General features: G+C 54.8%; 32 protein-coding genes. All 32 read left to right on the top strand.

Annotation, left to right across the window (positions count from 1 at the left end; all coding sequences use genetic code 11):
* The first annotated feature begins 3 nt into the window (after positions 1 to 3).
* The 32 genes from J3353_RS07595 to J3353_RS07440 all read left to right on the top strand — a co-directional run bounded on the left by J3353_RS07595 (position 4) and on the right by J3353_RS07440 (position 26198).
* Complete coding sequence (locus J3353_RS07595) at positions 4 to 861, top strand: N-6 DNA methylase (protein ID WP_207684557.1); 858 nt, start codon at positions 4 to 6, stop codon at positions 859 to 861.
* A 21-nt stretch (positions 862 to 882) separates the two neighbouring features.
* Entirely contained in the window at positions 883 to 2457 is a 1575-nt protein-coding gene (locus tag J3353_RS07590) for a ParB/RepB/Spo0J family partition protein (RefSeq protein ID WP_207684556.1), read from the top strand.
* Complete coding sequence (locus tag J3353_RS07585) at positions 2450 to 3010, top strand: hypothetical protein (protein ID WP_207684554.1); 561 nt, start codon at positions 2450 to 2452, stop codon at positions 3008 to 3010. The genes J3353_RS07590 and J3353_RS07585 overlap by 8 nt, the downstream gene beginning before the upstream one ends.
* An 11-nt stretch (positions 3011 to 3021) precedes the next feature.
* On the top strand, positions 3022 to 3315 hold the full coding sequence (locus J3353_RS07580; protein ID WP_207684553.1) for a hypothetical protein: 294 nt from the start codon (positions 3022 to 3024) through the stop codon (positions 3313 to 3315).
* Positions 3312 to 3845: a hypothetical protein gene (locus J3353_RS07575; RefSeq protein WP_207684552.1), complete on the top strand. Its 534-nt coding sequence runs from the start codon at positions 3312 to 3314 to the stop codon at positions 3843 to 3845. The genes J3353_RS07580 and J3353_RS07575 overlap by 4 nt, the downstream gene beginning before the upstream one ends.
* Before the next feature lie 400 nt (positions 3846 to 4245).
* The gene (locus J3353_RS07570) at positions 4246 to 4470 is read left to right on the top strand and encodes a hypothetical protein (RefSeq protein ID WP_207684551.1); all 225 of its coding nucleotides are present in this window, start codon (positions 4246 to 4248) and stop codon (positions 4468 to 4470) included.
* A gap of 2 nt (positions 4471 to 4472) precedes the next feature.
* Positions 4473 to 4667, top strand: coding sequence for a hypothetical protein (locus tag J3353_RS07565; RefSeq protein ID WP_207684550.1), 195 nt, complete (start codon positions 4473 to 4475; stop codon positions 4665 to 4667).
* Complete coding sequence (locus J3353_RS07560; RefSeq protein ID WP_207684549.1) at positions 4651 to 4875, top strand: helix-turn-helix transcriptional regulator; 225 nt, start codon at positions 4651 to 4653, stop codon at positions 4873 to 4875. The genes J3353_RS07565 and J3353_RS07560 overlap by 17 nt, the downstream gene beginning before the upstream one ends.
* Entirely contained in the window at positions 4872 to 5108 is a 237-nt protein-coding gene (locus J3353_RS07555) for a hypothetical protein (RefSeq protein ID WP_112121996.1), read from the top strand. Before J3353_RS07560 ends, J3353_RS07555 begins: the two co-directional genes overlap by 4 nt.
* Positions 5109 to 5208: 100 nt before the next feature.
* Positions 5209 to 5607 (top strand): hypothetical protein, encoded by a 399-nt coding sequence (locus tag J3353_RS07550; protein WP_112121997.1) that lies wholly within the window; start codon positions 5209 to 5211, stop codon positions 5605 to 5607.
* 375 nt (positions 5608 to 5982) lie between these two features.
* Positions 5983 to 6684 carry a ParB N-terminal domain-containing protein gene (locus tag J3353_RS07545; RefSeq protein WP_207684548.1) on the top strand — a complete coding sequence of 234 codons (702 nt, stop codon included), beginning with the start codon at positions 5983 to 5985 and terminating at the stop codon, positions 6682 to 6684.
* Positions 6681 to 7019, top strand: coding sequence for a hypothetical protein (locus J3353_RS07540; protein WP_207684547.1), 339 nt, complete (start codon positions 6681 to 6683; stop codon positions 7017 to 7019). Before J3353_RS07545 ends, J3353_RS07540 begins: the two co-directional genes overlap by 4 nt.
* The gene (locus J3353_RS07535; protein ID WP_207684546.1) at positions 7009 to 7899 is read left to right on the top strand and encodes a hypothetical protein; all 891 of its coding nucleotides are present in this window, start codon (positions 7009 to 7011) and stop codon (positions 7897 to 7899) included. The genes J3353_RS07540 and J3353_RS07535 overlap by 11 nt, the downstream gene beginning before the upstream one ends.
* Positions 7900 to 7907: 8 nt before the next feature.
* Positions 7908 to 8579 (top strand): queuosine precursor transporter, encoded by a 672-nt coding sequence (locus J3353_RS07530; RefSeq protein WP_112122001.1) that lies wholly within the window; start codon positions 7908 to 7910, stop codon positions 8577 to 8579.
* A 79-nt stretch (positions 8580 to 8658) separates the two neighbouring features.
* Entirely contained in the window at positions 8659 to 9462 is an 804-nt protein-coding gene (locus tag J3353_RS07525; RefSeq protein ID WP_207684545.1) for a helix-turn-helix domain-containing protein, read from the top strand.
* Between the two features lie 100 nt (positions 9463 to 9562).
* A complete protein-coding gene (locus tag J3353_RS07520) occupies positions 9563 to 10837 on the top strand; it encodes a DEAD/DEAH box helicase family protein (RefSeq protein ID WP_242983645.1) in 1275 nt (424 codons plus the stop codon).
* A gap of 17 nt (positions 10838 to 10854) precedes the next feature.
* Entirely contained in the window at positions 10855 to 12999 is a 2145-nt protein-coding gene (locus J3353_RS07515) for a phage portal protein (protein ID WP_242700895.1), read from the top strand.
* Between the two features lie 14 nt (positions 13000 to 13013).
* Positions 13014 to 14006: an HK97 family phage prohead protease gene (locus J3353_RS07510; RefSeq protein ID WP_370569181.1), complete on the top strand. Its 993-nt coding sequence runs from the start codon at positions 13014 to 13016 to the stop codon at positions 14004 to 14006.
* A 17-nt stretch (positions 14007 to 14023) separates the two neighbouring features.
* Positions 14024 to 15613 (top strand): phage major capsid protein, encoded by a 1590-nt coding sequence (locus J3353_RS07505; protein WP_242700893.1) that lies wholly within the window; start codon positions 14024 to 14026, stop codon positions 15611 to 15613.
* A gap of 14 nt (positions 15614 to 15627) precedes the next feature.
* Complete coding sequence (locus tag J3353_RS07500) at positions 15628 to 16005, top strand: hypothetical protein (RefSeq protein WP_207684544.1); 378 nt, start codon at positions 15628 to 15630, stop codon at positions 16003 to 16005.
* A 204-nt stretch (positions 16006 to 16209) separates the two neighbouring features.
* Positions 16210 to 16845: a head-tail connector protein gene (locus J3353_RS07495; protein WP_242700892.1), complete on the top strand. Its 636-nt coding sequence runs from the start codon at positions 16210 to 16212 to the stop codon at positions 16843 to 16845.
* 1 nt (position 16846) lies between these two features.
* Complete coding sequence (locus tag J3353_RS07490; RefSeq protein WP_207684543.1) at positions 16847 to 17554, top strand: hypothetical protein; 708 nt, start codon at positions 16847 to 16849, stop codon at positions 17552 to 17554.
* A 3-nt stretch (positions 17555 to 17557) separates the two neighbouring features.
* On the top strand, positions 17558 to 17926 hold the full coding sequence (locus J3353_RS07485) for a hypothetical protein (RefSeq protein WP_112122006.1): 369 nt from the start codon (positions 17558 to 17560) through the stop codon (positions 17924 to 17926).
* Positions 17923 to 18432, top strand: a complete 510-nt coding sequence (locus J3353_RS07480) for a hypothetical protein (protein ID WP_112122007.1) — start codon at positions 17923 to 17925, stop codon at positions 18430 to 18432. The genes J3353_RS07485 and J3353_RS07480 overlap by 4 nt, the downstream gene beginning before the upstream one ends.
* Before the next feature lie 17 nt (positions 18433 to 18449).
* The gene (locus J3353_RS07475; protein WP_207684542.1) at positions 18450 to 19874 is read left to right on the top strand and encodes a DUF3383 family protein; all 1425 of its coding nucleotides are present in this window, start codon (positions 18450 to 18452) and stop codon (positions 19872 to 19874) included.
* A gap of 17 nt (positions 19875 to 19891) precedes the next feature.
* Positions 19892 to 20305, top strand: coding sequence for a DUF3277 domain-containing protein (locus tag J3353_RS07470; protein ID WP_207684541.1), 414 nt, complete (start codon positions 19892 to 19894; stop codon positions 20303 to 20305).
* 66 nt (positions 20306 to 20371) lie between these two features.
* Positions 20372 to 20641: a hypothetical protein gene (locus tag J3353_RS07465; RefSeq protein ID WP_207684540.1), complete on the top strand. Its 270-nt coding sequence runs from the start codon at positions 20372 to 20374 to the stop codon at positions 20639 to 20641.
* 241 nt (positions 20642 to 20882) lie between these two features.
* Complete coding sequence (locus tag J3353_RS07460; protein WP_207684539.1) at positions 20883 to 23786, top strand: hypothetical protein; 2904 nt, start codon at positions 20883 to 20885, stop codon at positions 23784 to 23786.
* A gap of 11 nt (positions 23787 to 23797) precedes the next feature.
* Positions 23798 to 24394: a phage baseplate protein gene (locus tag J3353_RS07455; RefSeq protein ID WP_112122012.1), complete on the top strand. Its 597-nt coding sequence runs from the start codon at positions 23798 to 23800 to the stop codon at positions 24392 to 24394.
* Positions 24395 to 24406: 12 nt separating this feature from the next.
* Positions 24407 to 24769, top strand: a complete 363-nt coding sequence (locus J3353_RS07450; RefSeq protein WP_112122013.1) for a hypothetical protein — start codon at positions 24407 to 24409, stop codon at positions 24767 to 24769.
* A complete protein-coding gene (locus tag J3353_RS07445; protein ID WP_207684538.1) occupies positions 24766 to 25605 on the top strand; it encodes a hypothetical protein in 840 nt (279 codons plus the stop codon). The genes J3353_RS07450 and J3353_RS07445 overlap by 4 nt, the downstream gene beginning before the upstream one ends.
* Positions 25602 to 26198 carry a Gp138 family membrane-puncturing spike protein gene (locus tag J3353_RS07440; protein WP_112122015.1) on the top strand — a complete coding sequence of 199 codons (597 nt, stop codon included), beginning with the start codon at positions 25602 to 25604 and terminating at the stop codon, positions 26196 to 26198. Before J3353_RS07445 ends, J3353_RS07440 begins: the two co-directional genes overlap by 4 nt.
* Position 26199: the final 1 nt, after the last annotated feature.

Raw genomic sequence — 26199 nt, 5'->3', positions numbered from 1 at the left:
CCGATGGCAAAGGCAACGGCAGTGCGAAACATCCGGGACGACCACCAAAAAGCATTCCTGAAAATCTTCAACAGTCTGTGCGGCCGGTTCAATCGGTGGCAGGTCTGGCAGGACTTCGTGATGGTGACCGCCATTGAGATTTCCAATGCCACCGACAAACAGAATGCTCCAGAGCGCACCAAAACCTATCAGACCATCATTTCCAAGTACAGCGATGCCGAGCAAAATAAATTTGCTGAATTGCTGGCCGAGGTCATCATGGGAATGGAGCAGAACCCCGACCAAGATTTTTTGGGAGAGCTGTACATGCTCTGTGAGCTGGGCAACGATGCATCCGGGCAATTCTTCACCCCGTATGACGTTTGTAGGTGCATGGTGGAAATCTCCGGGGGAAGCGACCCGGCGGCAGAGAATGCCGGATTCTTTTCGGTTTCGGACCCGGCCTGCGGTGCGGGCGCACTGCTGATTGCTTTTGCCAACCTGTGCAGGAGAAAAAATATCTGCTACCACGACAAGGTGCTTTTTGTGGCGCAGGATATTGACCTGATTGCAGGACTGATGTGCTACATCCAGCTCAGTTTTTTAGGCTGTGCTGGATATGTAGTCATCGGGAACACCATTACAGAACCAAGCACCGCGTATGATCGCCGTGGGCTGCTCCCGGCGGGGCCGCAAAGCAGGATTTGGTACACACCGTTCTTTTCTACGGACATTTGGTTTCTGCGCCGCCAGTGGGCGCAGATAGAACTTCTGATGAAGCCTGTCTGCCGCCAGACCGAGCAAGCAGAGCCGGAACACAAAAAGGATGATGCTGCACCGCCGTTGTGTGAGACCAAGACCGGGCAGCTCACATTTTTCTGAAACCATGGAGGAAAATAAATCATGGCAGAGATCACGAACATTGCGTGCAGGAGACTGCATCCGCACCCTGACAACCCCCGCAAGGAACTGGGGGATTTGACGGAACTTGCCGCCAGCATCAAAGAGAACGGCATCTTCCAGAACCTGACCGTTATCCCCGGCCACTACCTCAACAGCCGGGAGTACATTGCGAAGTGCGTTGACGAGGGCGGGGATGCCGCAGCAGCAGCGGCAGCATGGACACCCAAGGCTGTGTGGTCCAGCGATGACTACACCATCATCATCGGGCATCGCCGGGCCGCGGCCGCACAACAGGCAGGATTGTTTGAAGTGCCCTGCGTGGTCGTGGAAATGGACGAAAGGGAACAGCTGCAAACCATGATGATTGAGAATATGCAGCGTACCGACCTGACTACCTATGAGCAGGCGCAGGGCTTCCAGCTGATGCTGGATCTGGGCGACACGGTGGAGCAGGTGGCATCCAAGTCCGGCTTTTCCCAGTCAACCATCCGCCGCCGGGTGAAGCTCCTTTCTCTTGACCGGGATGCGTTCCGCCGGGCAGAACTTCGCGGTGCCACGCTTTCGGACTATGCAGAGCTGGACAAGATTGAGAGCGTCGAGGGCAAAAATAAGGCGCTGGAAGCTCTTGGTACTCAGAACTTCCGCCGGGTGATGCAGGACATTCTGGAAAAGCAGAAGTGGGAACACCGCAAAGCTGAATGGATTGCAGAACTCAAGAAATTTGCGGTTGAGGACCCGAGTGTTAATTATCAGACCCATGAACACGTTACCGGGTACAGCAAGTGGAATATCACAAAAGATGTTGTTGTGCCGGAAGATGCAGATCATGTCCAGTATTTTTACAAGGTGGGTGACATCCAGATTGACCTTTACAAGACCCGCGATGTAGAAGCCGAGGATGCCGAAAAGGCAAAGAGGGATGCCGCCCGTGAGGAAGAACGCATGATTATGGAGAGCTTCCACAACATCACGGAACTTATGTTCAATCTCCGCCGTGAATTCGTAGTGGAGCTGACTCCTACCGATTGCAAAAAGGGCTTCCCGGCTATTGCCTGCTACATGGCCTGCGCCGCAGACGATAATTTTGATTTAGACCTGACGCTGATTGGAAACATCCTCGGTGTGGAGCTGTCGCAGGAATTTGTGGACAGTTCCGGCAAGGACTGGTACAAAATTCTGGATGAAGATGGGGTCTACGGTACGATGCCGGAAAAGGTGCTGCTGGCGCTTGCCTATTCTTCGATGGACAGCAGCTATTGCGGTTACTGGAGTAAGGACTGGAATGTTGAGCGCCAGAAATATGTGTACTCTTATCGGGAAAATCCGACACTGGATGCCACCTATGAAATGCTGACGGCGCTGGGGTATGAGATCAGCGACGATGAGCAGGCATTGAGGGACGGCACCCACAAGATTTTCCGGGAGTACGGCTCTGATGAAAAGAAGTGGTCGGATTGTGACTACTGCAAGGCGGCACACCCGAACTGTGATAAGTGCTGCAAAGCCTGTGATGAACCTTGCAATGCTGTTCAGGACTGCAAGAAAAATGAAGAAAGGACTGAAAACGATGAATGAGAAAACTATGGGGGCTATCCCTGTTTCTGCACTGGAGCGTCTGGAGCAGAGCGCTGTGAAGCTGAGCCTGATTACTTTTTGCCTGCGTCACGAGGAACTCAAGGCCGCACCTGATGCGGCGGAGATCCACAGCATCAAATCTGACCTGAGCCGGGCATTGCGGGAGGTCAGCACCAATGCTGCCGCCTGTGCGCTGACCGGCGGCATCCCGGAAAAGGCAAAGGCAAGCACCCCTGCGGGGGCAGAGCCTAAGCGTGTTCAGCGGAAAGAAATCCCCAAAGGCACGGCCTACGGTGTCCTGCGCCTGCGCTGCCCGAAATGCGGGGATGTGTTTGGCCGGTTCCTGCGGGAACCCAGCGCCAGTGTGACCTGCCGTTGCGGCGGGGAAGTTCAGCTGGACAACCTGACACGGTATGAGTTCACCTGCCCCTGCTGTGACTTTGAAGCCCGCGGCCGCACAAATCTGGAAGACCCCGAAATCACGGTGCCCTGCAAGTGCGGCAACCCGGTCACGATGAAGTGGGACCGCAACAAGCGTATGTACCATGAATGAGGGCGGAAGCAATGACACTTGTGGGTGCCGCTGCTGGAGCCGCCGGAGAAAGAAAAGCAATGAAAGAAAAAACCATCACAGTTTCGCATGAAGTGTCACCGGAATATGGAAAATGCAGTTTCGGTGGGGACTTTTGGGGAGAAGAAGTGTGCAAGTACCACGCACTTCGTACCCAGACACACGGAAATAAGGCACCGCCGGAATACAGAAAACCCAAGTGCCTGTTATTCAACTGCTGGCTCGAAGAACCCTACAAGAAGTGTGAAGCATGCAGAAAAGCGTGCAGAGAGGAGAACGAAAAGTGAAAGCTGTCCTTATCAGCATCAAGCCCAAGTGGTGTGACCTGATCCGGCGGGGGCGTAAGACGGTTGAGGTCCGCAAGACCTGCCCGAAGCTGGAAGTGCCGTTCAAGGTTTATATCTATGAGACCATGGATGGCGGTCGTGGTAGCGGCCTTGTTTTCGGCGAGTTCGTCTGCAACGGCTTTGATGTGTTCAGGCCGATCGGCAAGGGCATCAGCATCAAGCGTTTCCCGGCGCTGTACGAAAGCTGCCTGACCCTTGATGAAATCGTAAAGTATGCGCAGGGTGAGCCGGTATATGGCTGGCAGATCTCTCAGCTGAAGCTCTACGAGGAGCCGCTCAAGCTGGAGGATTTCTCCCGGCACGGTTTCTGTGGCATGAACGGGACTGGCGTTTGCGGCAATGCAGACTGCGAGAACTATCAACCGTCTGGCAACTATATGGAGCCGCCCACCTGTGCAGTCAATGGCTGCATCCTGTATGAAGCGCCGCAGAGTTGGTGCTATGTGGAGGAAAGGGAGTGTTCGGAATGAAGTGGATTCAGATTACCGATGTCATAAAGTGGATTGCTGTGTGCGTTGCAATCTCCATTTCTGTTTATGTGACAAGGGATGGAAGATACCTCTGGTTTCTTCTCATCCCTGCATTCCTGATTTAAGTGGGGTGATGGCAATATGAGAGATTGTTCTATATGCAAGGCGAGGGCGTACTGCTGGGAAGCAGTTGAACCCGGCTCCATCATGTGCGGCATCAACCTGATGCAGCATGGTGGGACGAAAAGTGAACCCGAAACGCCGCGGTCGATAAGCGTGAAGCTGAGTCCGACCTTTTGCGCATACTGCGGTAAGCCGCTGAAAATTATTGGGACAGAGCGCTTCTGCAACAACGTCCAGTGCTTCAACCGCTTTCAGAATGTATAAAGGGGGATGCCTGATGTCAAATTTTCAAAAAGATGTCCAGCTCCTCACTGATTTGCAGGAGCTGATCTCCGATGCAGAGCGCACCGCCAATATGCCGGGGTATGCGGGGGCTGTATTCAATGCAATCTCCCCGGCGCTGAAAGCGGCCATGCCGGCAGCACAGAAGAAAGCCCGGCGGCAAATCGATGTGCTGACCCGCGCCAAAGAACGGCTGATGGAGCTGATGGAGGAACCGTAGAAATGACCAACGGTGACTTTATCCGCTCGATGTCGGATGCAGACATCCGGGAAAACTTCACCCAGCTGCTCTGTGAATTCGTCCAGCGGAAGCAGACGAGCCGTTGCCGGAGCAGAGAACATTGCTTCCACTGCATCAAGGACTGGCTGAAAGAAGAAAGCGTGGCGCTTAGGAGGGCCGATGATGACACTGAATGAGATTCGCAAGCTCCGGGGGATGACCCTCAGCGAGTTTAGCCGGAAGTCAGGGCTGTCCCCGCATACTGCACGGAACCTGATGGGCTACAGGGAACTCTACGGAAATCCTCGGATGGACACGATGGTGGATGCGGCGCGGGCGCTGAATGCGGTCGTGACGATCACCCCCAAGGGCGTGACGATCCGCGCCAGAAAGGAAAGCGCATGACTCCTATTCCATTCCGTGAGCAGAACATCACCTATAATCCGCCGGAGGGCATGGAAGACAAGTGCGAAGCTCTTCCAGCTTTCCGGGGAGAGGGACAGGTGATCTCCTGCTGGCATCTTACATTATGGGAGCGCATCAAGCTCCTGCTGACCGGGCGGCTGTGGTTCTCGGTGATCGGCAATGGACAGCCGCCTATCTGGCTGGGCGTGGATTGCCCGTTCATTCGTAAATAATCCGACCGCAAGACCTGTATTTTTGCCGTAAAATGTGCTAAAATAATTAGGTAGCACCTCTACAAATTGGAGGCCGCGCACATATTACTGGAGGTCAGGTATGACGGTGCAAGAGCTGTCCAGATACTTAACGCTTCGAAAGCAGATTGATGAGGACAAAGAAATCTACGAGAACATGTGCCAGAAGATGGGACCAGCATCCCCGTCACTGTCAGGAATGCCCCATACTCCCGGTGTTCGTGATAAGGTTGGTGATCTGGCCGCAGACCTGGCAGACTTGGATGCCGGCATCAAAGAGCTTGAAGCCGAAGCCGAAAGGGTACTTCCAGCAATAGAAGAATTCTGTGTGTCGATTTCAGACCCACGGATGCGCCTGATTTTCAGGCTCCGTTTCGTGCGGTGCCGCTCATGGGCAGAGATTGCAGGAACACTCGGAAGGTACTATACCGAAGCCGGAGTGTGCAAGATGGCATATAATTACCTCAAAAAGATAGCCTGAATTAAATTCAAAAGGCCGCTGTCTCAGTATGAAAATGCTGATTCAGCGGCTTTTTCTTTTGCTTGCCTGCCACGGGTGGAAAGCGTAGTTTGTCAGATGACTTCCAATGGTTTCTGATGGGTTCTAATGACTTCCAATCGGTACGAATGCTTTCCAATGCTTTCTGATGACGCAAGGCGCAAGGCATGGTATTATTATGCTACAAAATCCTAAACAAAGCCGGGCGGTGCAGATCATCTGATGTGCGCCGCCATTTTTATGGAAAGGAGGATTTTTCCGCCCCGCGTTGCTCCTTTGCGCGGGAAATCGTGCTTCCAGTCATCCCCGGTTCGCCGCCGGGGCTGTCTGGAAGCAGGTCATCATAAGGAGCAATTCATGGAAATCAGAAAAGTACCTATCAGCCTGCTCAATGCAGCACCCTACAATCCGAGAAAGGATTTGCAGCCCGGCGACCCGGAATATCAGAAGATTGCCCGGTCAATCGAAAAGTACGGCTGTGTTGAGCCTATCATCTGGAATGAGAAGACTGGCAACGTGATTGGTGGCCACCAGCGCTTGAAAGTGCTGGCGGCGACCGGCGCGGTGGAAGTGGATGTCAGTGTGGTGCAGCTGTCCCTTGAGGATGAAAAGGCCCTGAATCTGGCGCTGAACAAAATCAGCGGCCAGTGGGACAATGAAAAGCTGTCTGCCGTCCTGCAGGATCTTTCTGCCGGCTTCGATGTTGAGGTGACAGGCTTCGACCAGCATGAGGTTGACGCACTGGTTGCATCCTTTGCGGAGAGCGGCCATGAGTACGAGCTTCCCGGCTCTGAACCCTATATCAATAATTTCTTTGATTCCGGGGTTCAGGCAAAGCCCAAGGCCGAGGAACCCGCTGCCGTTCCTGCACCGGAAGCCCCGGCACAGGATGCAGAGATGCACCCCAGCGCTGCACCCACACCCAATGAGGTGCAGGCAGTCCAGCCCGGCGGGAAAAAGACCGTCATTGTGCCTAATCTGTCTGAACAGGATGCAACCACCCTCGTGGACGTTCTCAAGGACATGGGCTTTGCGTACCGTCTGGAGGATGCGGCATGACACAGTATGTGATATGCGCACTTCAGATGGAGGGCTTTCACTGCTGGCCGGAGGCTGATGGAGAACTCGCATATCTCAAAAACTCACACCGTCATATCTTTTTTATTACGGCAGAGTTTCCAGTTCACAATGCAAACCGTGAAATAGAAATCATCAGCCAACAGAATGCAATCAAGCGCTATCTTCTCTCCAAGTATGGGGATGAGGATGGCGCTTGTCATTTTGGGCGGCGCTCCTGTGAGGACATCGCCGCCGAAATCCTGAACCAGTTTGAAAACTCCACATCCTGCACCGTCCTTGAAGATGGGTTTGGGGGTGCGCGAGTTGTTCGATAACAACATCAAAGTGCATTTTGCCGGGAGCGACGGCGGAGAGATATTCTACGCCGCCCTGCTGGCAGCACAAACCAAATACCGGCTGTTTTCCTGTTACAAGTACATTCTCAAGCGTCGCCCGGATGATGATTTCCGGCTCCCGGCGGACCATGTGATCCGTGTGCAGGATACAGTCAACCGCCATGTGATACAGGATAGCGGCCTGTTCACGCTGATGTTTGGTGCCGGGAAAGGGCAGACACAGACGTTGGAAAGCCTGACCGAGTGGCAGGACAAGCTCATAGCATTCGTGCAGCAGAATGATCTCCGCTGTACCTGTGTCGAGCTGGACTGCCAGAAAGTGCTGGGCGTAAGGGAAGCGTGGTACTTACGGGAGCGGATGAAGAAGCTACTGGATAACCCCCAAATCAACGTATTCCATTTTGAGGATGGGATGCGGGGACTGGACAGCATGATAGATTTCAGCGACTACATAGCCCTGAGCATCCCGGAGCTGCGCATCATCAAGCCGAAGACGTTCCGGGAGGACACCCGCTATCTGACCCACTACATCAAAAACCGCAAACCTGAGATCGACATCCACCTTTTGGGATGCACCGATGTGAAGATGATCGCACAGAACAGCTTCTGTACCTCCGCAGACAGCACCAGCTGGCTGTCCGGGGTCAAATATGGCTGGTTCGATGATGGCAACCAAAAGGCACATATCAATCAGTTCCGAAAAGACCTCATAGAACAGCGGCTATCCGCGGTGAGGACCATTACAGAGGGCAGGGGGCTGGAGCTGACAGATAAAACGCTTCTCTATGGAGCGAGAGCCAGCCTGTGCGCCACCATCTGCAAACAGAAATATACACGAGCCGCAGGCTCACAAGAATAGGAGCAAAAATGAAAAAGACAAACGAGAACTTGGTGATCCTGATTACGTTGTTTGCAATCAGCATTGTCATTGCCAACGTGACCGGCGCACGCACCATTACAACCGGCCTGCATATCGGCCCCATCGAGCTGGCCTTGAGCGGCGGTGCCATCACCTACGCCGTCACATTTCTCTGCACAGACATCATCGGCGAGATTTGGGGCAAGGCAACAGCCCAGCGCGTGGTGAAGTATGGCTTCATCGGCCAGATTTTTGCCACCGCCTGCATTATGATCACCGGCGTTTTTCCTGCGACGGATGCCGTCATGGACAATGCTTATCAAACCCTGCTGGGGCAGAACTGGATTTTCGTCATCGGCAGTCTGTCCGCATACCTCGTTTCCCAGTCGTGGGATGTGGCCGTGTTCCATGCAATCCGTGACCGCTACATTGCCAAGCATGGCAGTACCAAGGGTGGCCGCTGGCTCTGGAATAACGGCAGCACCATCACGAGCCAGATTTGGGACACGGTGATCTATGCGGTCATCAGTTTCGGCTTCGGTCTGGGTTGGGTGCATACCCATGAGGGCCGGATGCAGCTTATCGGTATTATCATCGGGCAGTATCTTCTGAAAGCCTGTCTGGCGCTGTTGGATACTCCTTTTTTCTATTTCTTCACGAGAAATGCAGACCGCCGCTGACGGCATCGTGTAGCGTGCGCTCTGTGTTCCGCCTGCCAGTTTGAGCAGAAACAAACAAAGGAGGATGGTGACTATGTAGATGGACAAGCGGGATAAAGGCTACACCCTGTATAAAAAAGGTCTGTCCTGCACCGAGATTTCCAAGAAGTTGGACGTGTCTATCAACACAGTAAAGTCATGGCGCAAGCGCTACTGGACGCAGGGTGCAGATGCACCCGCAAAACGCACCCTGCACCCAGAGGATGCACCCGCCGCACCTGACCCTGAAACAAGACCAAAGCAGGGCGCGCCGCCGGGTAATGTCAATGCCGTTGGAGCAGGTGCGCCCAAGGGAAACCGCAACGCCGTCAAGCATGGCGGTTGGTCTGAACTGATGTTCCGAAGCTGGACAGAGGAACACCGTCAGCTGTTGGATGCCTGTGACGAAGATGTGGATGCAGAAGAACTGCTCATAAACGAGCTGAAGCTGCTGACCGCCCGTGAGGGCTATCTGCTGGAGCGTATCTCCCACTATTCCAAAGAGGGAGCCTATGTTCAGACGCAGACCACATCCAAGAGAAGCAGGAATTTCAAGCGGCTGGATGGTGACACTGAAAAGGAAAAGAATGATTTGCAGGCCTATGTGGATGCCATTGATGCCAAAGTAGCCGCCGGGGAGCGTTTGCCGGGCAATGAAACCCTGACAAATTCCACTCTGGAAGCGTCCTACCTCATCATAGAGCGCTTGAACAAGCTCCTGACCGATGTACAGCGGCAGAAAGCCCAGTGCATCAAACAGCTGGCCGAACTGCGCAATATGAGCGGCGGCGGAAAGAGCGAACTGGTTGACGACTGGGTAGCAGCCATTCAGGCCGCAGAGGGGATGGACGATGACACGCCGTGAGTTTTTCCAAAGAAGAATACCGCGGTACCGCAAAGACCCGCTCCTTTTTTTCAAGGAAGTGACTCACTTTGAGCCGGATCCATGGCAGCGGGAGGCGGCTGTGGCGGTATCACAGCATCGGCGTGTTGCCATCCGTTCCGGGCAGGGCGTGGGCAAAACGGCATTGGAAGCCAATCTTATGTGGTGGTTCATTGCCTGTTTTTCCTACCCGCGCATCGTCTGCACCGCCCCCACGATGCAACAGCTGGATAACGTCCTGTGGGCAGAAATGGCAAAGTGGCTGGACGCAAGCCCGGTGCTTCAAATGATGTTCACATGGACGAAGACCCGCGTGTACATGAACGGCTATGACCGCCGCTGGTTTGCCGTCCCGCGTACAGCCACAAAGCCTGAGTCCCTGCAGGGCTTCCACGAAGACAATATGCTTTTCGTGGTGGACGAAGCATCCGGTGTTGCTGACCCCATCCTTGATGCCATCGGCGGCACCCTGACCGGTGCCAACAACAGGCTTCTCTACTGCGGGAACCCCACAAAGGCGACCGGCGGCTTTGCTGAGAGCTTCCAAGGGGACGGCATGGACTGGTACTGCATGACGGTATCAAGCCGGGACAGCCCCCGCACCAGCAAGGAAAACATAGCTGCCCTCGAAAAGAAGTACGGCAAAAATTCCAATGTGGTGCGCGTCCGTGTGGATGGCCTGCCGCCGGTCGCGGACAGTGATGTGTTCATACCCAGCTACATTGCGGAAAAGGCCACCATGAATGAGCCGCTTCCGCATGACAGCCCGGTGCGACTCTCCATCGGCTGTGACGTTGCCCGCTTTGGTGATGACTGCACTGTCATTGCCCCCAACATAGATGCTGACGTTCAGGAACTGAAAATTCGGAACGGACAAGATCTGTGGGCAACGGCAGAGGACATCATCTTTGAGTATCTTTTCCTGCTGGAGAAGTACCCGCAGTACCCCGGCATGGTCTATGCCATCATTGATGATACCGGTCTGGGCGGCGGCGTGACCGATATTCTGCGCCATGAAAGGGAAGCCAGAGGGCTGAACCAGCTTGAGGTTATCCCGGTGAACTTCGGTGCATCCGTGCCGCAGGAGGATGCCGCTGCCAACTATGCCGACATATCCACATGGATGTGGTCACTGGTTCGTGACATGGCACAGAGCGGGCGGCTGCACCTGCCCAATGATACAGAACTGATCGCCCAACTTTCCACACGAAAGTACGCTTTTGCAGGAACACCGCCGAAGCTGAAGTTGGAGAGCAAGGACATTATGAAGCGGCGCGGCCTGCCCAGCCCTGATCGGGCGGATGCCGTGGCACTGTCCCTGTATCAGCCCGTCACCTACACATGGGAAATCGGATAGGAGGAAACAACAGAAACATGGCAGTATTTGGATTCGGACGGCGCAATGCCGTTGGGCGGCAGTACAATGGCGGGAACGTCAGCGTTATGCTGCCCCGGTACACTACGCCGCCTGAGCGCAATACGCGGGACTGGCTGGAAATGTTTGGCCGCAACCCGCGTTTGGCGGTTGTGGATCGCATTGCTTCCGACCTGTCCACCTGCGCCGGTAAGCTGTACCGCAAGGATGAAAATGGGGAAGAAGTGGAAATCACGGACCATCCCTTTTTGAATTTCATGGCGCATCCGAACCCCCTCTATGAAATGACTTCGGGTGCGTGCTGGCGGTTGCAGCAGATCTATCTGGAACTCAAGGGCGAGGGCTACTTCGTCTATGAATTTGATGCCCTCGGTCGTCCGGTGGAGCTGTGGCCGCTCCCTACACATTGGGTGCAGCAGACCCCCTATGTGGGCTACCCCTACTATGAAATCAGAACGACCGGCGGACTCATCCGGCAAATCCCGGTGGACGATATTTTCTGCATGAAAGAACTGAACCCGCTTGACCCCTACAAAAGAGGTCTCGGTGCGGCAGAGTCCATTGCAGATGAGATCGAGACGGACGAGTACGCGGCAAAATTCCAGAAGAAGTTCTTCTACAACGATGCCACTCCGACCACGCTGATCTCGATGCCGGGAAGCAGTAAGGATCAGCGTGACCGTTTCAGATCTGAATGGAATGAGCGCTTCCGGGGGCCGTTCAACTCCCACGGCATTGCCACGGTGGACGGCAACGTGACCGTGACAAAGCTGGCCGAGAACATGCGCGACATGGATATGACGGAGGGGCGAAGGTTCCTCCGGGATGCCGTGCTTGAGCATTTTGGTGTTCCGCGTGAAATCATGGGCATCACGGAGAGCAGCAACAGAGCCACGAGCGAAGCGGCTCAGTACATCTACGCCCAGAACGTCATCATGCCACGGCTCAACCGCAGGGAAGAAGCCATCAATACACAGATTTTGCCGTTCTATGGCAATGATCTTGTCTGGCATTTTGATGATGTGGTTCCGCGCTCGCAGGAGTTTGACAAGGCCAAAGGCATTGACGGCTGGAATGCCGGGCTTTTGACCAAGGATGAAGCACGCGAACTGCTGGGCATGGAACCCTGCAAGACCGGCGGTGACTGTTTCAAGATCACCATTTCCGATATGTTCATCGGCTCCAACGATGACCCGGCGGAGGTGACGACCGACCTGATGCAGGAAAGCACAGATGAAGTCGAAGTCACGGATGATGAAGATACCGGCGGGATGCTGTCTATGAGTGACCGCCGGGAGCATGAAGAAAAATCCCGTGTGCAGAACATCGGCAATCTGCTGGCGGCCGCCCAGAAAGCCCAGAGAGCGAAGTTTGAAGTTGCCACGATGAAGTTCTTCCGGCAACAGCAAAAACGGCTCTCCGGCTCTCTGAGCGGCACTGAGAAAGCAGACTGGAGCGTGTGGGATGTCCTGATGCCCTACATCACGGAAAACCATGTGGAAGACAGCGCCGCATGGTCTGCCCTCGGTGAGCAGGAGCAGAAAAATCTTGTGGAGCAGTTCATTGGTGGCCTTGTCAACTGGCCGTCCGAAGAAACGGCAATGGAAGAAATCTTCAAGCCGCTTTGGAAGCAGACCTATGATGAGGGTACCCGGATTGCAAAACAGGCCTACAATATCCGCGGTGTTGACCGCCCGGAACTGCTCAGTCAGGCAAAGCTCCACGGTGGGAAGCGCGTCCGTCGTGTGACGCAGACCACCAAGGAAAATATCTCCCGCATCGTGGCAAACGGCATTGAAGCTGGTATTGGCCGCGAAAAGATGGCGGATGAGATTTTGCAGGAGTATGAGATCCAGACCCGGAGCAGGGCGCGGCTCATTGCAGACCAAGAAACCGTTATGACGCTGGAGACCGGCCACTATGACATGATGCAGAAAAGCGGCGCCACCACGAAGACGTGGCATCACCGCCCGCAGAAGAACCCTCGTGATGGTTCCAATGGCGGTCCGAACCATGTCAAGATGGACGGAGAGACCGTGCCGATCGATGCCCGGTTCTCCAATGGTCTGCGGTATCCCTGCGACCCGGAGGGGCCTGCACGCGAAACCATCAAATGCAGGTGCTACGTCACCTACAACAGATAAAGGAGGGCGTGAGAGTGGTATTCACGCGAGAAGATGCAGCTCGTGCTGCACAGACAATCGGCATTGACTTCAAAAAGGAAGCATTCCAGCTGGAAGACCTGCTGAACGGCATGAACACAGAGCTTGCCCGGCACGGTACCAAGGCAGGAACGGTCGATGTTACACACGATGACCCCACAATGACGGCGAAGCTGGCAGTTGCAAATCTGCGGGTATCGCCGTCTTATTATTCCCAGCGCGTGGGGAAAAGCGCATGGGAACGCTCCCTTGCACGGGGAGTAAAGCACAAGGGCGCAAAGACCGAGTACAAAACCGTGGAGTTTGAACTGGAGGGCTTTGACGATAAAGAGGGTACATTCTCCGGCTATGGAGCCGTGTTCTCCAATATCGACAGCGGCGGCGACATTATTGAGCCGGGTGCCTTCACGAAGACCATCGCCGAGGGCATCGGCCGGGTGAAAATCCTGTCCGGGCATAACGATAGTCTGCTGCCGATCGGCATTCCCACCGAACTCCGCGAGGATGCAAAAGGTCTTTTTATGAGCGCCAAGATCAGTGATACCACTCTCGGCAGGGATGTGAAGACGCTGATCCATGACGGCGTTCTGTGCGAACTCTCTATCGGCTATGACCCGGTTGTGTTTGACTACGATGAGAACGGCATCCGCCACCTCCGCGAAGTCAAACTCTGGGAAATCAGCGTTGTCACATGGGCCATGAACGAACAGGCAGTCATTACGGACCACAAATCGGATGATGCGGCGACCCGCATCGAAGCGGAAGCGCAGGCCATCGTTACCGAGGTAAAGGCCGGACGCAAAATTTCTGCTTCCCGCATGAAGTCCCTCAAGGATGCCTGTACGTCCATGAAAGCCGCCACAAAGCTGCTGGATAAGATCATTTCGGAAGCGCAGGGTGACAACGGCAAGGGGCATCCCCCGGTAAGCGCACACAAGTCCGTGGAACGGAAATCCGCTCCGAAGAAAACTGTAGAAATTATTTTTTGACACAGGAGGAAAAATCAATGCGTCTGAAGAACAGAAAGAAGTCCGCAGCCGCCATCAAGTCTATGAAGGTGGGCACCGATGAGCTGAAAGACCTCATCAAGGGCGCCGTCAAGGAAGCTATGGGCGAGGAGGACGATACCGGCGATGATGGCAGTGATACTGCCGCCGCGCTGGATGGCATTACCGCAGAGGACATGGCCGATATTATCGAACAGGCCGTGGACAGTGCCAACGAAAAGCGCAAGTCCCGCAAGGATGCCGGTGAGGAAGTCGGCGACCTGACGGCTGATGAAGTCATTCAGGAAGCCGCTGAGATCATCGATTCCATGACCGCAGATGAGGGTATGGACGATGATGAAGCCGATCCTGAGGGCAAGGATGACGATGAGGCAGACTCTGATGAAAAGGATGACGACGAAGCCGCTTCTGAGGATGATGCCAAGCGCCGCAAGTCCGCTGCATTCCGCCGTCAGGTGAAGTCCGGCACCGCTCCTGCCCAGCGTAAGTACTCCAGCCTGTTCATGGGCGGCACCGCTTCCGCCAAGAAGCAGCAGAAGAGTGTGCCCCCGCTGGTGAACCTCGCCCGCGCCATCAAGTGTCTGGATGTCTTCGGCCGGCATGACCCGGAACGTGCCGAGTTTTACGCCAAGAAGTACTACAACGATACGTCCATGGCCCACGAGTTCAAGGCCATGTCTGCCACCAACCCGACCGCTGGCGGCTTCCTGATCCCGGAAGTCTATCTGGATGAGGTCATCGAACTGCTGTACAGCAAGACCGTCATCAAGGAGCTGGGCGCACGCACCATTCCGCTGGAAAACGGCAACCTGAACATCCCGCGCATGACCTCCGGCACCCGTGCTATGTGGGGCGGTGAGGGTCGCAAGATCGCTTCCACTCAGCCTGCATTCGGCAACCTGCGCCTGTCTGCAAAGCGTCTGGAAGCCATTGTGCCCCAGACCCGCGAACTGCTGATGAGCACCAAGTACAGCGCCGATGAACTGTTCGCCGCTGATCTGTCCCGCCGTATGCAGCTCGGCCTTGACTGGGGCGCTCTGTACGGCACCGGCGGCGAGTTCCAGCCCACCGGCATTGCCAACACCCCCGGCGTTGAGAAAATCGACGCAAAGAAGATGGATGCCCAGTATGCCGCAGACGGTAAGCTGACTGCCGATTTCCCGGTCTATGTGAAGTCGCTGGTTATGAGCAAGAACGTGGACGATCAGGCTCTGGGCTGGGCTTTCAACTCCTTTATGGAGGGCTATCTCAAGAACATCAAGACCACCACCGGCGACTACATCTACCGCGATGAGATGAACGCTGGCAACTTCCTTGGTATGCCGTACAAGGTTTCCAACCAGATCCCGACCGACAGCAAGACCGGCTGCACCGAAATGTTCTTCGGCAACTGGGCAGACCTGATGATCGGCGATCAGATGGGTCTGGAGACCTACACTACTCTGGACGGTACTTGGACGGATGAGAACGGTGTCCAGCACAACGCCTTTGAGGAAAATCTGACCGGCACCCGTGCTCTGATGTACGATGACATTGGCGTGCGCCATGTTGAGAGCTTCGCCTACGTCCACAATATCAAGGTTATCTGAGGAGGAAGACTGCTATGAAAAGAGCACTGTTTGATACTGTCACCGTCCTGCCGTTTGCCAGCGGCAATGTGGTTGACCGCACCGGCTATGAGAGCGCCGTGCTGGCTGTTACTGTGGAAGCATCCCAGACGGCCACCATCAAGGTCGAAACCGCCGACAGCACCGCCGGTCCGTATGAGCCGGTCAAGGACAGCCGCATCTTCGTTGACAACCCGGTCAATGAGGATGGCGAGGCCGTCATCGAGAACGAAGCCGAAGCTCAGGCTGTGGCGAACCTCGACATTGACCTGATTGGCTGCAAGTCCTGCGTCAAGATCACCGCCACCAACGGCACTATCGGTGCGCTGGCGCTGGGTGATGCCACCAACTGCCCGGTCAAGGAAAGTATCTGATGGAGGGCTGCATGATGGCGAGAATGTTCAAACCGCCCAAGTCCGCCCCGCGCCCTGCTGAGAACAAAGCAGTTCATGCAAAGGAGCGGAAGACCGCCGCAACCCCGCCTGCGGCTTCGCAGGAAGCCCCGGAAAAGGGAGCTCAGTAAAGTTTCCCTCTGATGGGGAAAGCCTGTCAGAGGGCTTTTATTTGGAGGTGTCGTGTTGGCCGTAACACTGAGAGAAAATGCCCTCACCACTCTGGATGCCCTGAAAACCTCGCTCGGCATCGACCCGGAGGAAGAAGATGCACAGCGGGACGCAACCCTTGTGCATCTTATCAATGCGGCATCTGCGTGGCTGGAAACTCAGCTGGGAAGAAAGCTGGGGAAAAGCACCTACCGGCAAAGATATTGTGGTACTGGAACGCAGCAGTTGTCGCTAGAGCAGTATCCCATTGTCAGTGTGGAACGTATCACGGACACGTTCACCGGGGAAACCATTACGGACTTCGATTTCAACGAAACCGGAGAGATCGGGGTTCTGTTCCGTGAAGATGGATGGACATACCGCGGGCACATCGGCGGGCTGGCCTATGACTACATTGCCCCCAGAAAATATCTGGAGGTGCAGTATGTGGCCGGGTATATTCTGCCGAAAGATGCCACCGAAGACCATCCGGCCACGCTCCCGGCAGATCTGGAAGCCATTGTTTGGTACATGATCGCCCAGCAGTGGGCCATCATTGAAAATGATGCCGCCGGGCTGTCGGCGTTCTCTATCTCCGATGTGAGCTGGACTTTCGATAAGAATATCAGCGAAACATGGCAGTCCGTGATTTCAAAGTATCAGCGGTGGTAACATGAAAATCCTTAAAGATGGATTTCGCGCAGATATGGAGCGCATCAAGCGGGAACTGACAGCGCTGCAAGGCGTGAGTATTCATGTGGGTATTCTGGGAGACGCGGGAAGCGACATCCTGATGATTGCCGGTGTGCATGAATATGGAGCGACGATCAGTGCGAAGAATGTCAAGCATCTGGCTATTCCGTTAAATATGGAAGCAAAGAATGCTGGCAGTCCCCGCAAATTCAATGACCTGCGGTTTATTCCCATTTCTCCCGGCTATGGCTTTTTGGTACGCGACAGAAAGCATCCCCAGAAAGCCCCCGGCAGGAAGAAGCAGGAAAAACATGATGCAAAAAAGCATCCGAGCGGCGGCGAAGAAGACCCGCGTCCGAATGAGGACTACGAGTGGATGTATATGCTGGTGGACAGTGTGACCATCCCAGAACGCAGTTTCATTCGAGCGAGCTTCGACACCGGCAAGGCCACGCTGGAAAATATCTGCAAAGAAGCTGTGGACGGCATCATTTTGAAAAAATGGACGGCTCAGGAGGCGGCAGACTACATCGGGCGGTGGGCGGTCGAAATGACCCACGACTACTTCAACACGAAGCTGTCACCGCCAAAGTCTGCCACAACGCAGTTGACCAGCACCCAGTATCAGCCCCTGTTTGATACCGGGCGGCTGTACAACAGCATTTCGTACAGCGTGGAGGGTATCTGATTTATGAGAAAATGGAAAGGGCCGCAGATCCCGCGAAGCCTGCTGCACAGTATGTACGAGGTGCATACCGAGGGCGGCGGCTATGATAAGGAGCAGGGCGGACAGTGGAAGCCGGGAACAACGGTCGAAACTGCGTTTCAGGGCGTTGTGATGCCGCTGAACAATGAGGATTTGCAGTACATTGACAGCGGAAGCTATACGCTCAATGCTCAGAAAGTCTATACGAATGGGCATACCCTGCAGGTGGGCGCTCAGTTCCGGGATGGGTTTGACGGCCAGATCTATACGGTCAAGCAGGAGCTGACCCACGGCCCTGTGCATTCGATGAAGCGCTACATGGTTGAGAAGAAAGGGGAGAGCAACCCGAAATGAATTTCAGGGAACTGCGGAACCGTCTGATCTCAAGCCTGTGGGATTACATTGGATGCCCGGTCATTCTGTCAAATCAGGTTCAGCCGGAAGCTGAGCCGCCGTTCTGCATCTATACGGTAACTGCACCGTATATCCCGGACGGCGGCATGGGTGACTATGAGATTGCCGATGTTGCCGAGGGTGTGAAAATCTCTCGGATGGAAATGCCATCGGCTACATTCTCATTCACCTTTTGCAGCCAGAACCGCACTGCGGAGAATGGCTCTGCGGTGAACGGTGAAGATGAAGCGTGGGCGGTCGCTGATAAGGCTATCAGCTATTTTAAGCACGCAGGGCAGGATGATTTCCTTGCACTGGGCGTGGCGGTGGTTGATGTGGGCCAGGCACAGGACCGCACAACGCTTCTTGTGGACGAAGCCGCCCGGCGGGTCGGCTTTGATGTGCAGATTCGGTATACCCGCATCGATGAGCGCGAAACCGCGTCCATCGAAAAAATCAAAATTTAAGGAAAGGACTGAATTGGATGAAAGATATTCAGGTTTTTACCGCGCTTGATGCAAAAACCGTGGCGGCGGAAAAGCTGGACATCCTGCTGCTCTCGACCGAGGGCGCGGCTGACATGGCGACCTACAATGACCTTGAAAAGCTCAAGGCGGCATTTCCGGGGAAAAAGGTCGCGGCCATGGCAGACAAGATGTTCAATCAGGATAACACCCTTGCAGATACGCTTATCCGCAAGGTGCGTGTGGCTGGAATTGAAAATCCTCAGAATGTGGGCGGCACTGCATCCCGCATTGAAATTGCATTCGGCGAAAATATGCCGACCGAAACGCTGGAAGCCAGCACCGCCTACTATGCCAAAATCGGCGGCAAGGCTGTGGTGGAGATCACGACCGGCGAGGAAGTGCCGGTGGACTGCACCGGGCTGGCGAAGCTGTTCGCAGGAACGTCCTTTGAGGAAGATGGTGTGAAGTTCACCGCTGCGGTGGACGACAATACCGTGACCTACACCAGTACCACCCGCACGGCTGTTTCTGGCTATGCGGAGAGCATCAGCCTGTACAAGGATGCAGACTGCTTCGAGGATATGGGCCTGAGCGGCGCTGTCGTGTCGGTTTCCGTAGGTAAGGCGGATACCACTAAGGCCGAAAACCTCATTGCCGCCATCGAAGACCTGCGCGACCACAACGATGACTGGTATTTCATTCTGACCGACGTTACCGACCCGGTCTGCGTGACTGCCCTGTGCAAGTGGGCGGAAAGCACGGAACCCACGGAAGCAGCGCTGGGTGCCGGTGTGGAAGATCACCGCAAGTTCTACTTCGGCCAGACCAACGACAAGGAATATGTCAACGAGTATGGTCGCAGCGTTGTTACCTATGCTGATAATCTGGCCGAGTGGGCGGATGCAGCATGGGTCGGCAGTGTCGGTCCGTTCTGGCCGGAGAGCGTCACATGGAAGTGGAAAGTGCCGGACGGCGTGAGCGTTGCGGACCTCCGCGACAGTGAGCGCGACCTGCTGGAGGAGAACCGCGTCAATTTTATGACGGCGGAGTATAAACACGAGTACATGAAGAACGGCATCTGCGGTGATGGAAATTTCATCGACAATGTGCTGGGTGCCGACTACATCACCCATCAGATCCGCGAAAATCTGTATGAGATTTTCATTGCCAACAAGAAGATTGCCTACACGGATGACGGCTTCGCACTGGTTGCGGCCGGCGTGTTCGCGGCACTCAACCGGGCTGTGGAACTGCACATTATTGCAACTGACCCGGAGGATGACACCGGCGTGTACACGGTTGTGATCCCCAAGCGGGCAGATGCGACCGATGAGCAGGCCCGCAACCGCCAGATGCCCGACATCAAGTGGAGTGCCCAGCTGGAGGGCGCTGTTCACAGCGTCAAGGTCAACGGCACCCTGCGCGTCACCCTGAATGGCTAAGAAAGGAGGAAGCTGTCATGGCAAGTAATATCGAAGTTGCATCCTATGACCCGAAAAAGGTTAATTTGGTGATGAACGGCAAGATCATTACCGGCTTTGCTTCGGACTCTATGATCACGATTGCCCGCAACGAAGACACGGTTACTACGCAGGTCGGCGTAAAGGGCGATGTGGCATACAACGAAAATGCAAATGAGAGCGGCACCATCACTGTTACGCTGATGGGTACTTCGTCCAGCCTGCCGTATGTCCGCAGCCTTGCGCTCAAGCGTAAGGAAGTCTCTGTGATGATCGTCGATGCCAACGATTCGGCATCGGTCAATGTGGCAGAGGAACGCTGCCGCGTCATCAAACCGCCTGACATCACTCGCGCAAAGGAGATCGGTTCTGAATCGGTCAGTATCTTTGTGCCGTCTCTGAATTATCGTTAAGTTATGGCCGGAACAAACTGGCCAGAGCGTCCAAAAAGTTTATCTGAAAGGGGCTACCGAAAATATATGGCTAAGACTAAGGAAATCACCATTGGTGAGCAGAAGTTCACTCTCCAGAGTGTTTCGCCCTCGTGGTACTACGACTTCAACGATGAGTGCGGCAACACCGGCAACGGCAAGCGCAAGAGCGCAAAGTACATGGACGGCATGTTCAAAAACTGCGTTGTGGCACCTCCTGAGGTCAAGGCAAAGGGCATGGAGTACTTCGATGACAACGAAGACCTGAAGACCGCCGAGAAGCTGATCTCTGCAATCGAGCAGTTTCTTCGCAGCTGAACTGGACATTTCCAACGCTGCCCACAAAGCAAAAGTCAACAAGGGCTTTTGGTGCATGGTCTGGTCTGGCAATGGCGTGACCTACACAGAACTGCGTCAAATGGATCTGGCGGAGTACCAAGAGTGCCGTCAGGCCAAATGCCTGTGGGTAGAGCAGTGGCGTGAAGAAGCAAAACCAAAATGAGGGCCGAACTCTTTTCAAGAGCCGGCTTTTATTTTGCGCATCGGGAGGTGAAACCACATGGATGATGCGCGCAACCTGCAATACGGTATCGGTTTTGATACTGCTGATGCTGAAACCTCTGTTGAGAACCTCGGTGAAAAGGTTGAAACCCTCGAAGAAAATATTGGGGCGGTTGAAGTTGGGGCACAGCAGATGGGTGCATCTGCGGTTTCTGCCTGCCAGATGGGGCAGGGAGCGGCCGAGCGCTTCACCGGGGCTGTCGGTGATGCTTCGGGTGGGCTGGATGATATGGCTTCCAGTGCATCCGAAGCAGGCAATGCGGCCCAAAAGGCGGCGGGTCATTGGAACATGACCGCAGAGGGGCTTGAGTGGGTGGAAGAAGCCGCTCAGGCTGCAGAAGCCGCCGCTGAGAGTTTCCGTGATGAAATGGATGACTCCGGCGGTGCCGCCGGGCGCTTTCGGGCGCAGATCAAAAAAACGGCTGAGTCGGCGCAGGACATGGGTCCCGCATTCAAGGGTGCGATGGCCGATGGCCTTGATGCCGGCCAGAGCATTGCGAAGTCTTTTCGGACTGGCGTGACCGGGGCGATGGATTTTACCAAGAAACGGGCAGAAATTTTCGCCAACAACATGGTCCGAAATGCGAAAAACATCAGCAAGGCATTCCAGCACCCCATTAAAATCATCCGCAGTGGGCTGGTTTCCGCACTTCGCCGGGCAAAGAAATCTGAGGATGAAACCGCAGACGGCGCGGACGATGCCGGAGATCATCTTGCGGAAATGGGTGCCGCCGGGGAAGATGCCGGCAACCAAATCAAAGAAGCTATATCCGGGGCGGTCAAGGCTTTTGTTGGCTTTGAAGCCATAAAAAGCGGCATCGAACTGCTCAAGCAGTTTGGTGCGGCGGCGGTGAGCGCATTCTCTGATGCCGAAAGCACTTCAAAGAAATTTGGCCGCTCTTTTTCCGAGGAAGCGGCCGCATGGGCGGATAACTACGCTGACGCAGTGCATCGGAGTACTGCCGAAGTCCAGAGTTTTATGGTCTCCAACAAGGCCATGTATAACGAGTTAGGCATTACGGCTGCTGCGGCCGAAAACCTCTCTGAAATGACAACCTCGCTGGCGTATGACTTTGGTAATGCGTTCAGCATGGACGATTCGGAAGCGCTGTCGCTCATCCAGAGCGCGATCGGTGGCAGCACCGATGCTCTGAATGAGTACGGGATTGTCCTCGACAAAACGGCCTTGAAGAACAGCGCCGCAGCTCTTGGGCTTGGCACCAATATTGATGCTCTGGATGATGCCGCAATGGCTCAGGTCAGGCTCAATGCCATACTGGAGCAGAGCGGCGACATTCAGAAAGCCGCGGTCGAGCAGACCGGCGGTTTGACGAACTCCATCAAATCGCTGAAAGGCGAAATGGCTGACTTCATGGCCGATGCCGGAGAAAAATTTTCCCCGGCGCTGGAAGATATGGTTGGCGTTTTTCTGGATGAATGGCCGGAACTGGAGCCGACACTACTTGAATTTGTTGGAATTCTGGCAGATGGGATGAGCGCCGCGGTGCCGGTCATTTCCAATCTGGCACAGAGCATTCTTCCATCCCTGATTTCCACGCTGGGAACTCTGTTTGATGCAGCTGGGCCAGTCCTGAGCATCATCGGAGATCTGGCACAGGAAATTTTGCCGCCGCTGGCTGGAATTATCAGCGAGTTGGCGGCGAATGCGCTTCCGCCTTTAAGAGATATCTTCGATGAGCTGAACTATCGTGTGGTTCAGCCCCTGATGCCTGTGTTGCAAGAACTGGCCGAGGATCTACTCCCTGTCCTCGGTATGGCTCTTGGGTCAGCGGCGGATATGGTTGGCCCTCTCGCAGATGCGTTTATGCCGCTCCTGACGGACATTCTCCCTGTGTTCGGCTCGTTGGTATCGACGCTGGCCGGGTCGATCATCCCGCCGCTGACCGATATTTTGCAAGTTGTGATTCAGGCACTACAGCCGATAATTCGGCTCGGCCTGCAAATCGTAGAAAATATCCTGCCGGTGGTGACCCCGCTCATCGAAGCGGCGGGTTCTGTGCTGTCCGGCGTGGTCGTGCCGGTGCTGGACTACATTTCGCCGGTGCTGGGGGTAATCGCCGATGCACTCGGCGTTGTGGTGGGCTGGGTAAGTGATTTGCTCGGATTTTTCACCAGCGGCGTGAGTGCGGTGGTTGATTGGTTCTCCGGCCTGTTCGGTGGGGCAAAGGACAGCACCGATGCTGTGCAGGAACTGACCGGCGCTGTCAGCAATTTGGACGGTGCTGCTGGCACAGAAACGTCGCTGGCGGTTGACACATCGGAGTACTCCTCCAGTGTGTCGCAGGCTTCCCAGCAAGCGCAGGAAGCTGTTTCTGAGGCAGCGACCGCTGCCCGCGAAATCTCCAACGAGAATTACGGGCAGATGGCAGAGGATGCAGAGACTGCCTATGCGAGCATGACCCTTGATGCAGAAAATGCTTGGGACCGCATGGAAAAGGCGGCATCCGAGGGCGCAGAAAACATCATCGGGTCTATCCAGAAAATTTTGTCTGCGGCTGATGCTGTCAGCGGCATCAATATCAATCTGAGCAGCAGTGCGAACATTCCGCACAATGCTGATGGCACAGATGATTTTGAGGGCGGCTGGACACACATCAATGAGCGCGGCGGCGAAATGGCATATCTGCCGTCCGGCACCGCAATTATCCCGGCCGACAAGACAGATGAAATTATCAACAACTCTACCAGCAGTTCCAGCGTAACCTATGAGGATCATTCTACTTTCTCTCCGACCATCAGCATCACGCTGGGCGGGGAAACCACAAAAGCCGATGCTGAAGAAATCGTCCGCCGGGTAAAACAGGCGATGGAAGATTTCTGGCAGGAGAAGAAAGAGGAAGAATATCACGAGCGCACCCTGCAGGGAGCGTATGCACAGTAGGGGGTGATTTTGTGGCATACACCATTACAGGCGAAAAGTGCGGGACGGTCCGCCTTGACGCTGAAAAGACCGGCGTAGTCGTAACGGAAAGCGTCCAGCGCAGCAGCAAGGTTACGTCAAACCCGGTGGAAAAGGGTTCCGACATCAACGACCATGTTATCAATGATCCGGTGGTCTTTTCCATTACGGGTGTTTTTCTTGACGAAGATCAGTCCGATATTCTGGAAAGAATGTGGAAAGAAAAAGATGTGGTTGAGTATACCGGGCGCACCCGGATCTCTGACTGCGTTATAACCTCGTTCAAATCCGACATAAGCGCTGACAATAAAAACGGCTCAAAGTTCACCGTAAGCCTCAAGGTCATCAACCGAGTATCCGCAGAGTATGTGGCAAGCGGTGAGCAGATGATGTCCGCACAGGATGCCAACGCTTCAAAAAAGGTCAGCAAGTCGCAGACAAAATCGACTACGGCCGATGGTCTGCATACAACGGTGTCCCAGACTATTTCCTCCAGCGCGTATTCCTCTTATGTCAACAGCTATGCGAACAAGGCGGCAAGCAGCAGCGGGCCGTCTGGCCGCACGACAAGGGCCTACAGCGCCGCGTAAAGGAGTGAAGCTATGGAGGGGTTGAAACTCATCGACCTCGGAAATGAGGTCAGCTATATTGATGTTGACACGTCAAAGGTGCCTTATACGTTCTCCGTCAAGCTGGGCGACAGGACGTTTGCATTCAGCATCCGCTACAATGAGGTAGGCGGTTTCTTTACGGTAGATCTGTCGATTGCCAGCACAGGTGAAGTGCTGGTGTACGGTGATATTGTGAGATATGGCCGACCGCTGTTCAACAGCGTGGAGGATGAGCGCTTCCCGGTGCCGGTCATTATGCCGCTGTGCCTGACCGGCGACGATATTTCGGAGGTCACATTTGAAAATTTCGGCAAAGAAGTTCGGCTGTACCTCTGGGAAAGGAATGCAGCGTGAAGTTTTGGAAGCGTCAAGCGACCTTGCAAATAGGGTCGAAGCGGTTTGGCATGGATGATCTCTATTTCAAGTTTACGGTGCCATTTGAGGACAGCGAAAAACTGGGAACAGCGACCATCGAAGCCTACAACCTATCTCCGGCCACTCGCAACAGCATCAAAAAAGGAATGTCGATTATCCTCAATGCAGGATATGAGGGGGACATAGGTGCTATATTCACCGGGAAAGTTTCACAGGTTTCGGACAAGCATAGCGGCACAGAGGTCATTACCACCATTGCGGCCGCTGAAGCTCTGGAAGAATGGCTCTCGAAAGAGGTCAACAAGACCTACACCGCCGGGAGCAAGGCCAGTGCCATTGTAAAAGACCTGCTCAACATTTTTGGGCTTGAGGTTGGAACGATGGAGCTGGCGGTGGATAAAGAATACCCTCGCGGCAAGGTCTGCAAGGGCAAGGTGAAAAATGTCCTGACGGAGATTGTGACCTCTGACTGTAAGAGCCGCTTCCTCATAAGAAACGGCATTGTTACCATCAATGACCCCAAAACAGGCACGAAAACAGGATACGTCCTCAGTGCTGAGTCGGGGTTGTTACAGGCAGCGGAAGCCACGGACCGCACCGAAACAACAACCCGCCAAACGACCGTCAAGGATGGAAAAGAAAAGCAGGAGGTTACCTATAAGCGGGAATGCCTGCTGAACTACCATCTGGCCCCGGCGGATGTGGTGAAAATAAAGTCGGATACTCTGAATGGAAACCACCTTATCAAAGGCGGTCAGCATACAGGATGCCCGGATGGAGACTGGAAAACAACGATTGAGGTGAAGCCTGTATGAACGGCAAAAGAGAATATGACCTGAGAGATCAGGAGCGCCGTGAACAGGCGGCCAATGTCCGCGTTGGAGCCTTGTGCCGGGTGGAAAAATTTGACCCTGCGGCCATGCGGGTTGATGTGCAGCCGCTTTCCAAAGCACTGGATGCCGGCGTGTATCGTACCCAGCCGCAGATTTTGTCTGTCCCGGTCGCGCTGGTTCGGGGCGGCGGCTTTGTCCTGCGCCCCTGCTACAAAGCGGGGGATGTTGGGGTGCTGCTCTATATCGACCACGATATTGACCGCATTGCGGCATCTGGAGAAGAAAGCGAGCCGAACACGGAACGAAACCACTCTGATGAAGATGCCGTTTTTATCGGTGCATTTGTGCCGGCATCTAACCCGCTGTCTGGACTGCCGGACAACTGCCTTGTGATGGCGACCGAGGGCGGCGGGATCTATGTGGCAGTGAAACAGGACAAGGTGGAAATCAAGGGCGATGTGGAAGTTCAGGGCAAAGTTAAAGTCCGGGATGACGTGATCGCCAAAACGATAAGCCTTGTCAACCACAAACACACGGACAGCAGGAACGGCAACACGTCGGCCCCGCTGCCCTGAG

The organism is Faecalibacterium sp. Marseille-Q4137 (assembly GCF_017377535.1).
GTDB lineage: Bacteria > Bacillota > Clostridia > Oscillospirales > Ruminococcaceae > Faecalibacterium > Faecalibacterium duncaniae.
The sequence above is the reverse complement of the archived record's forward strand: the minus strand, read 5'-3'. Positions and strand labels throughout refer to the sequence as shown.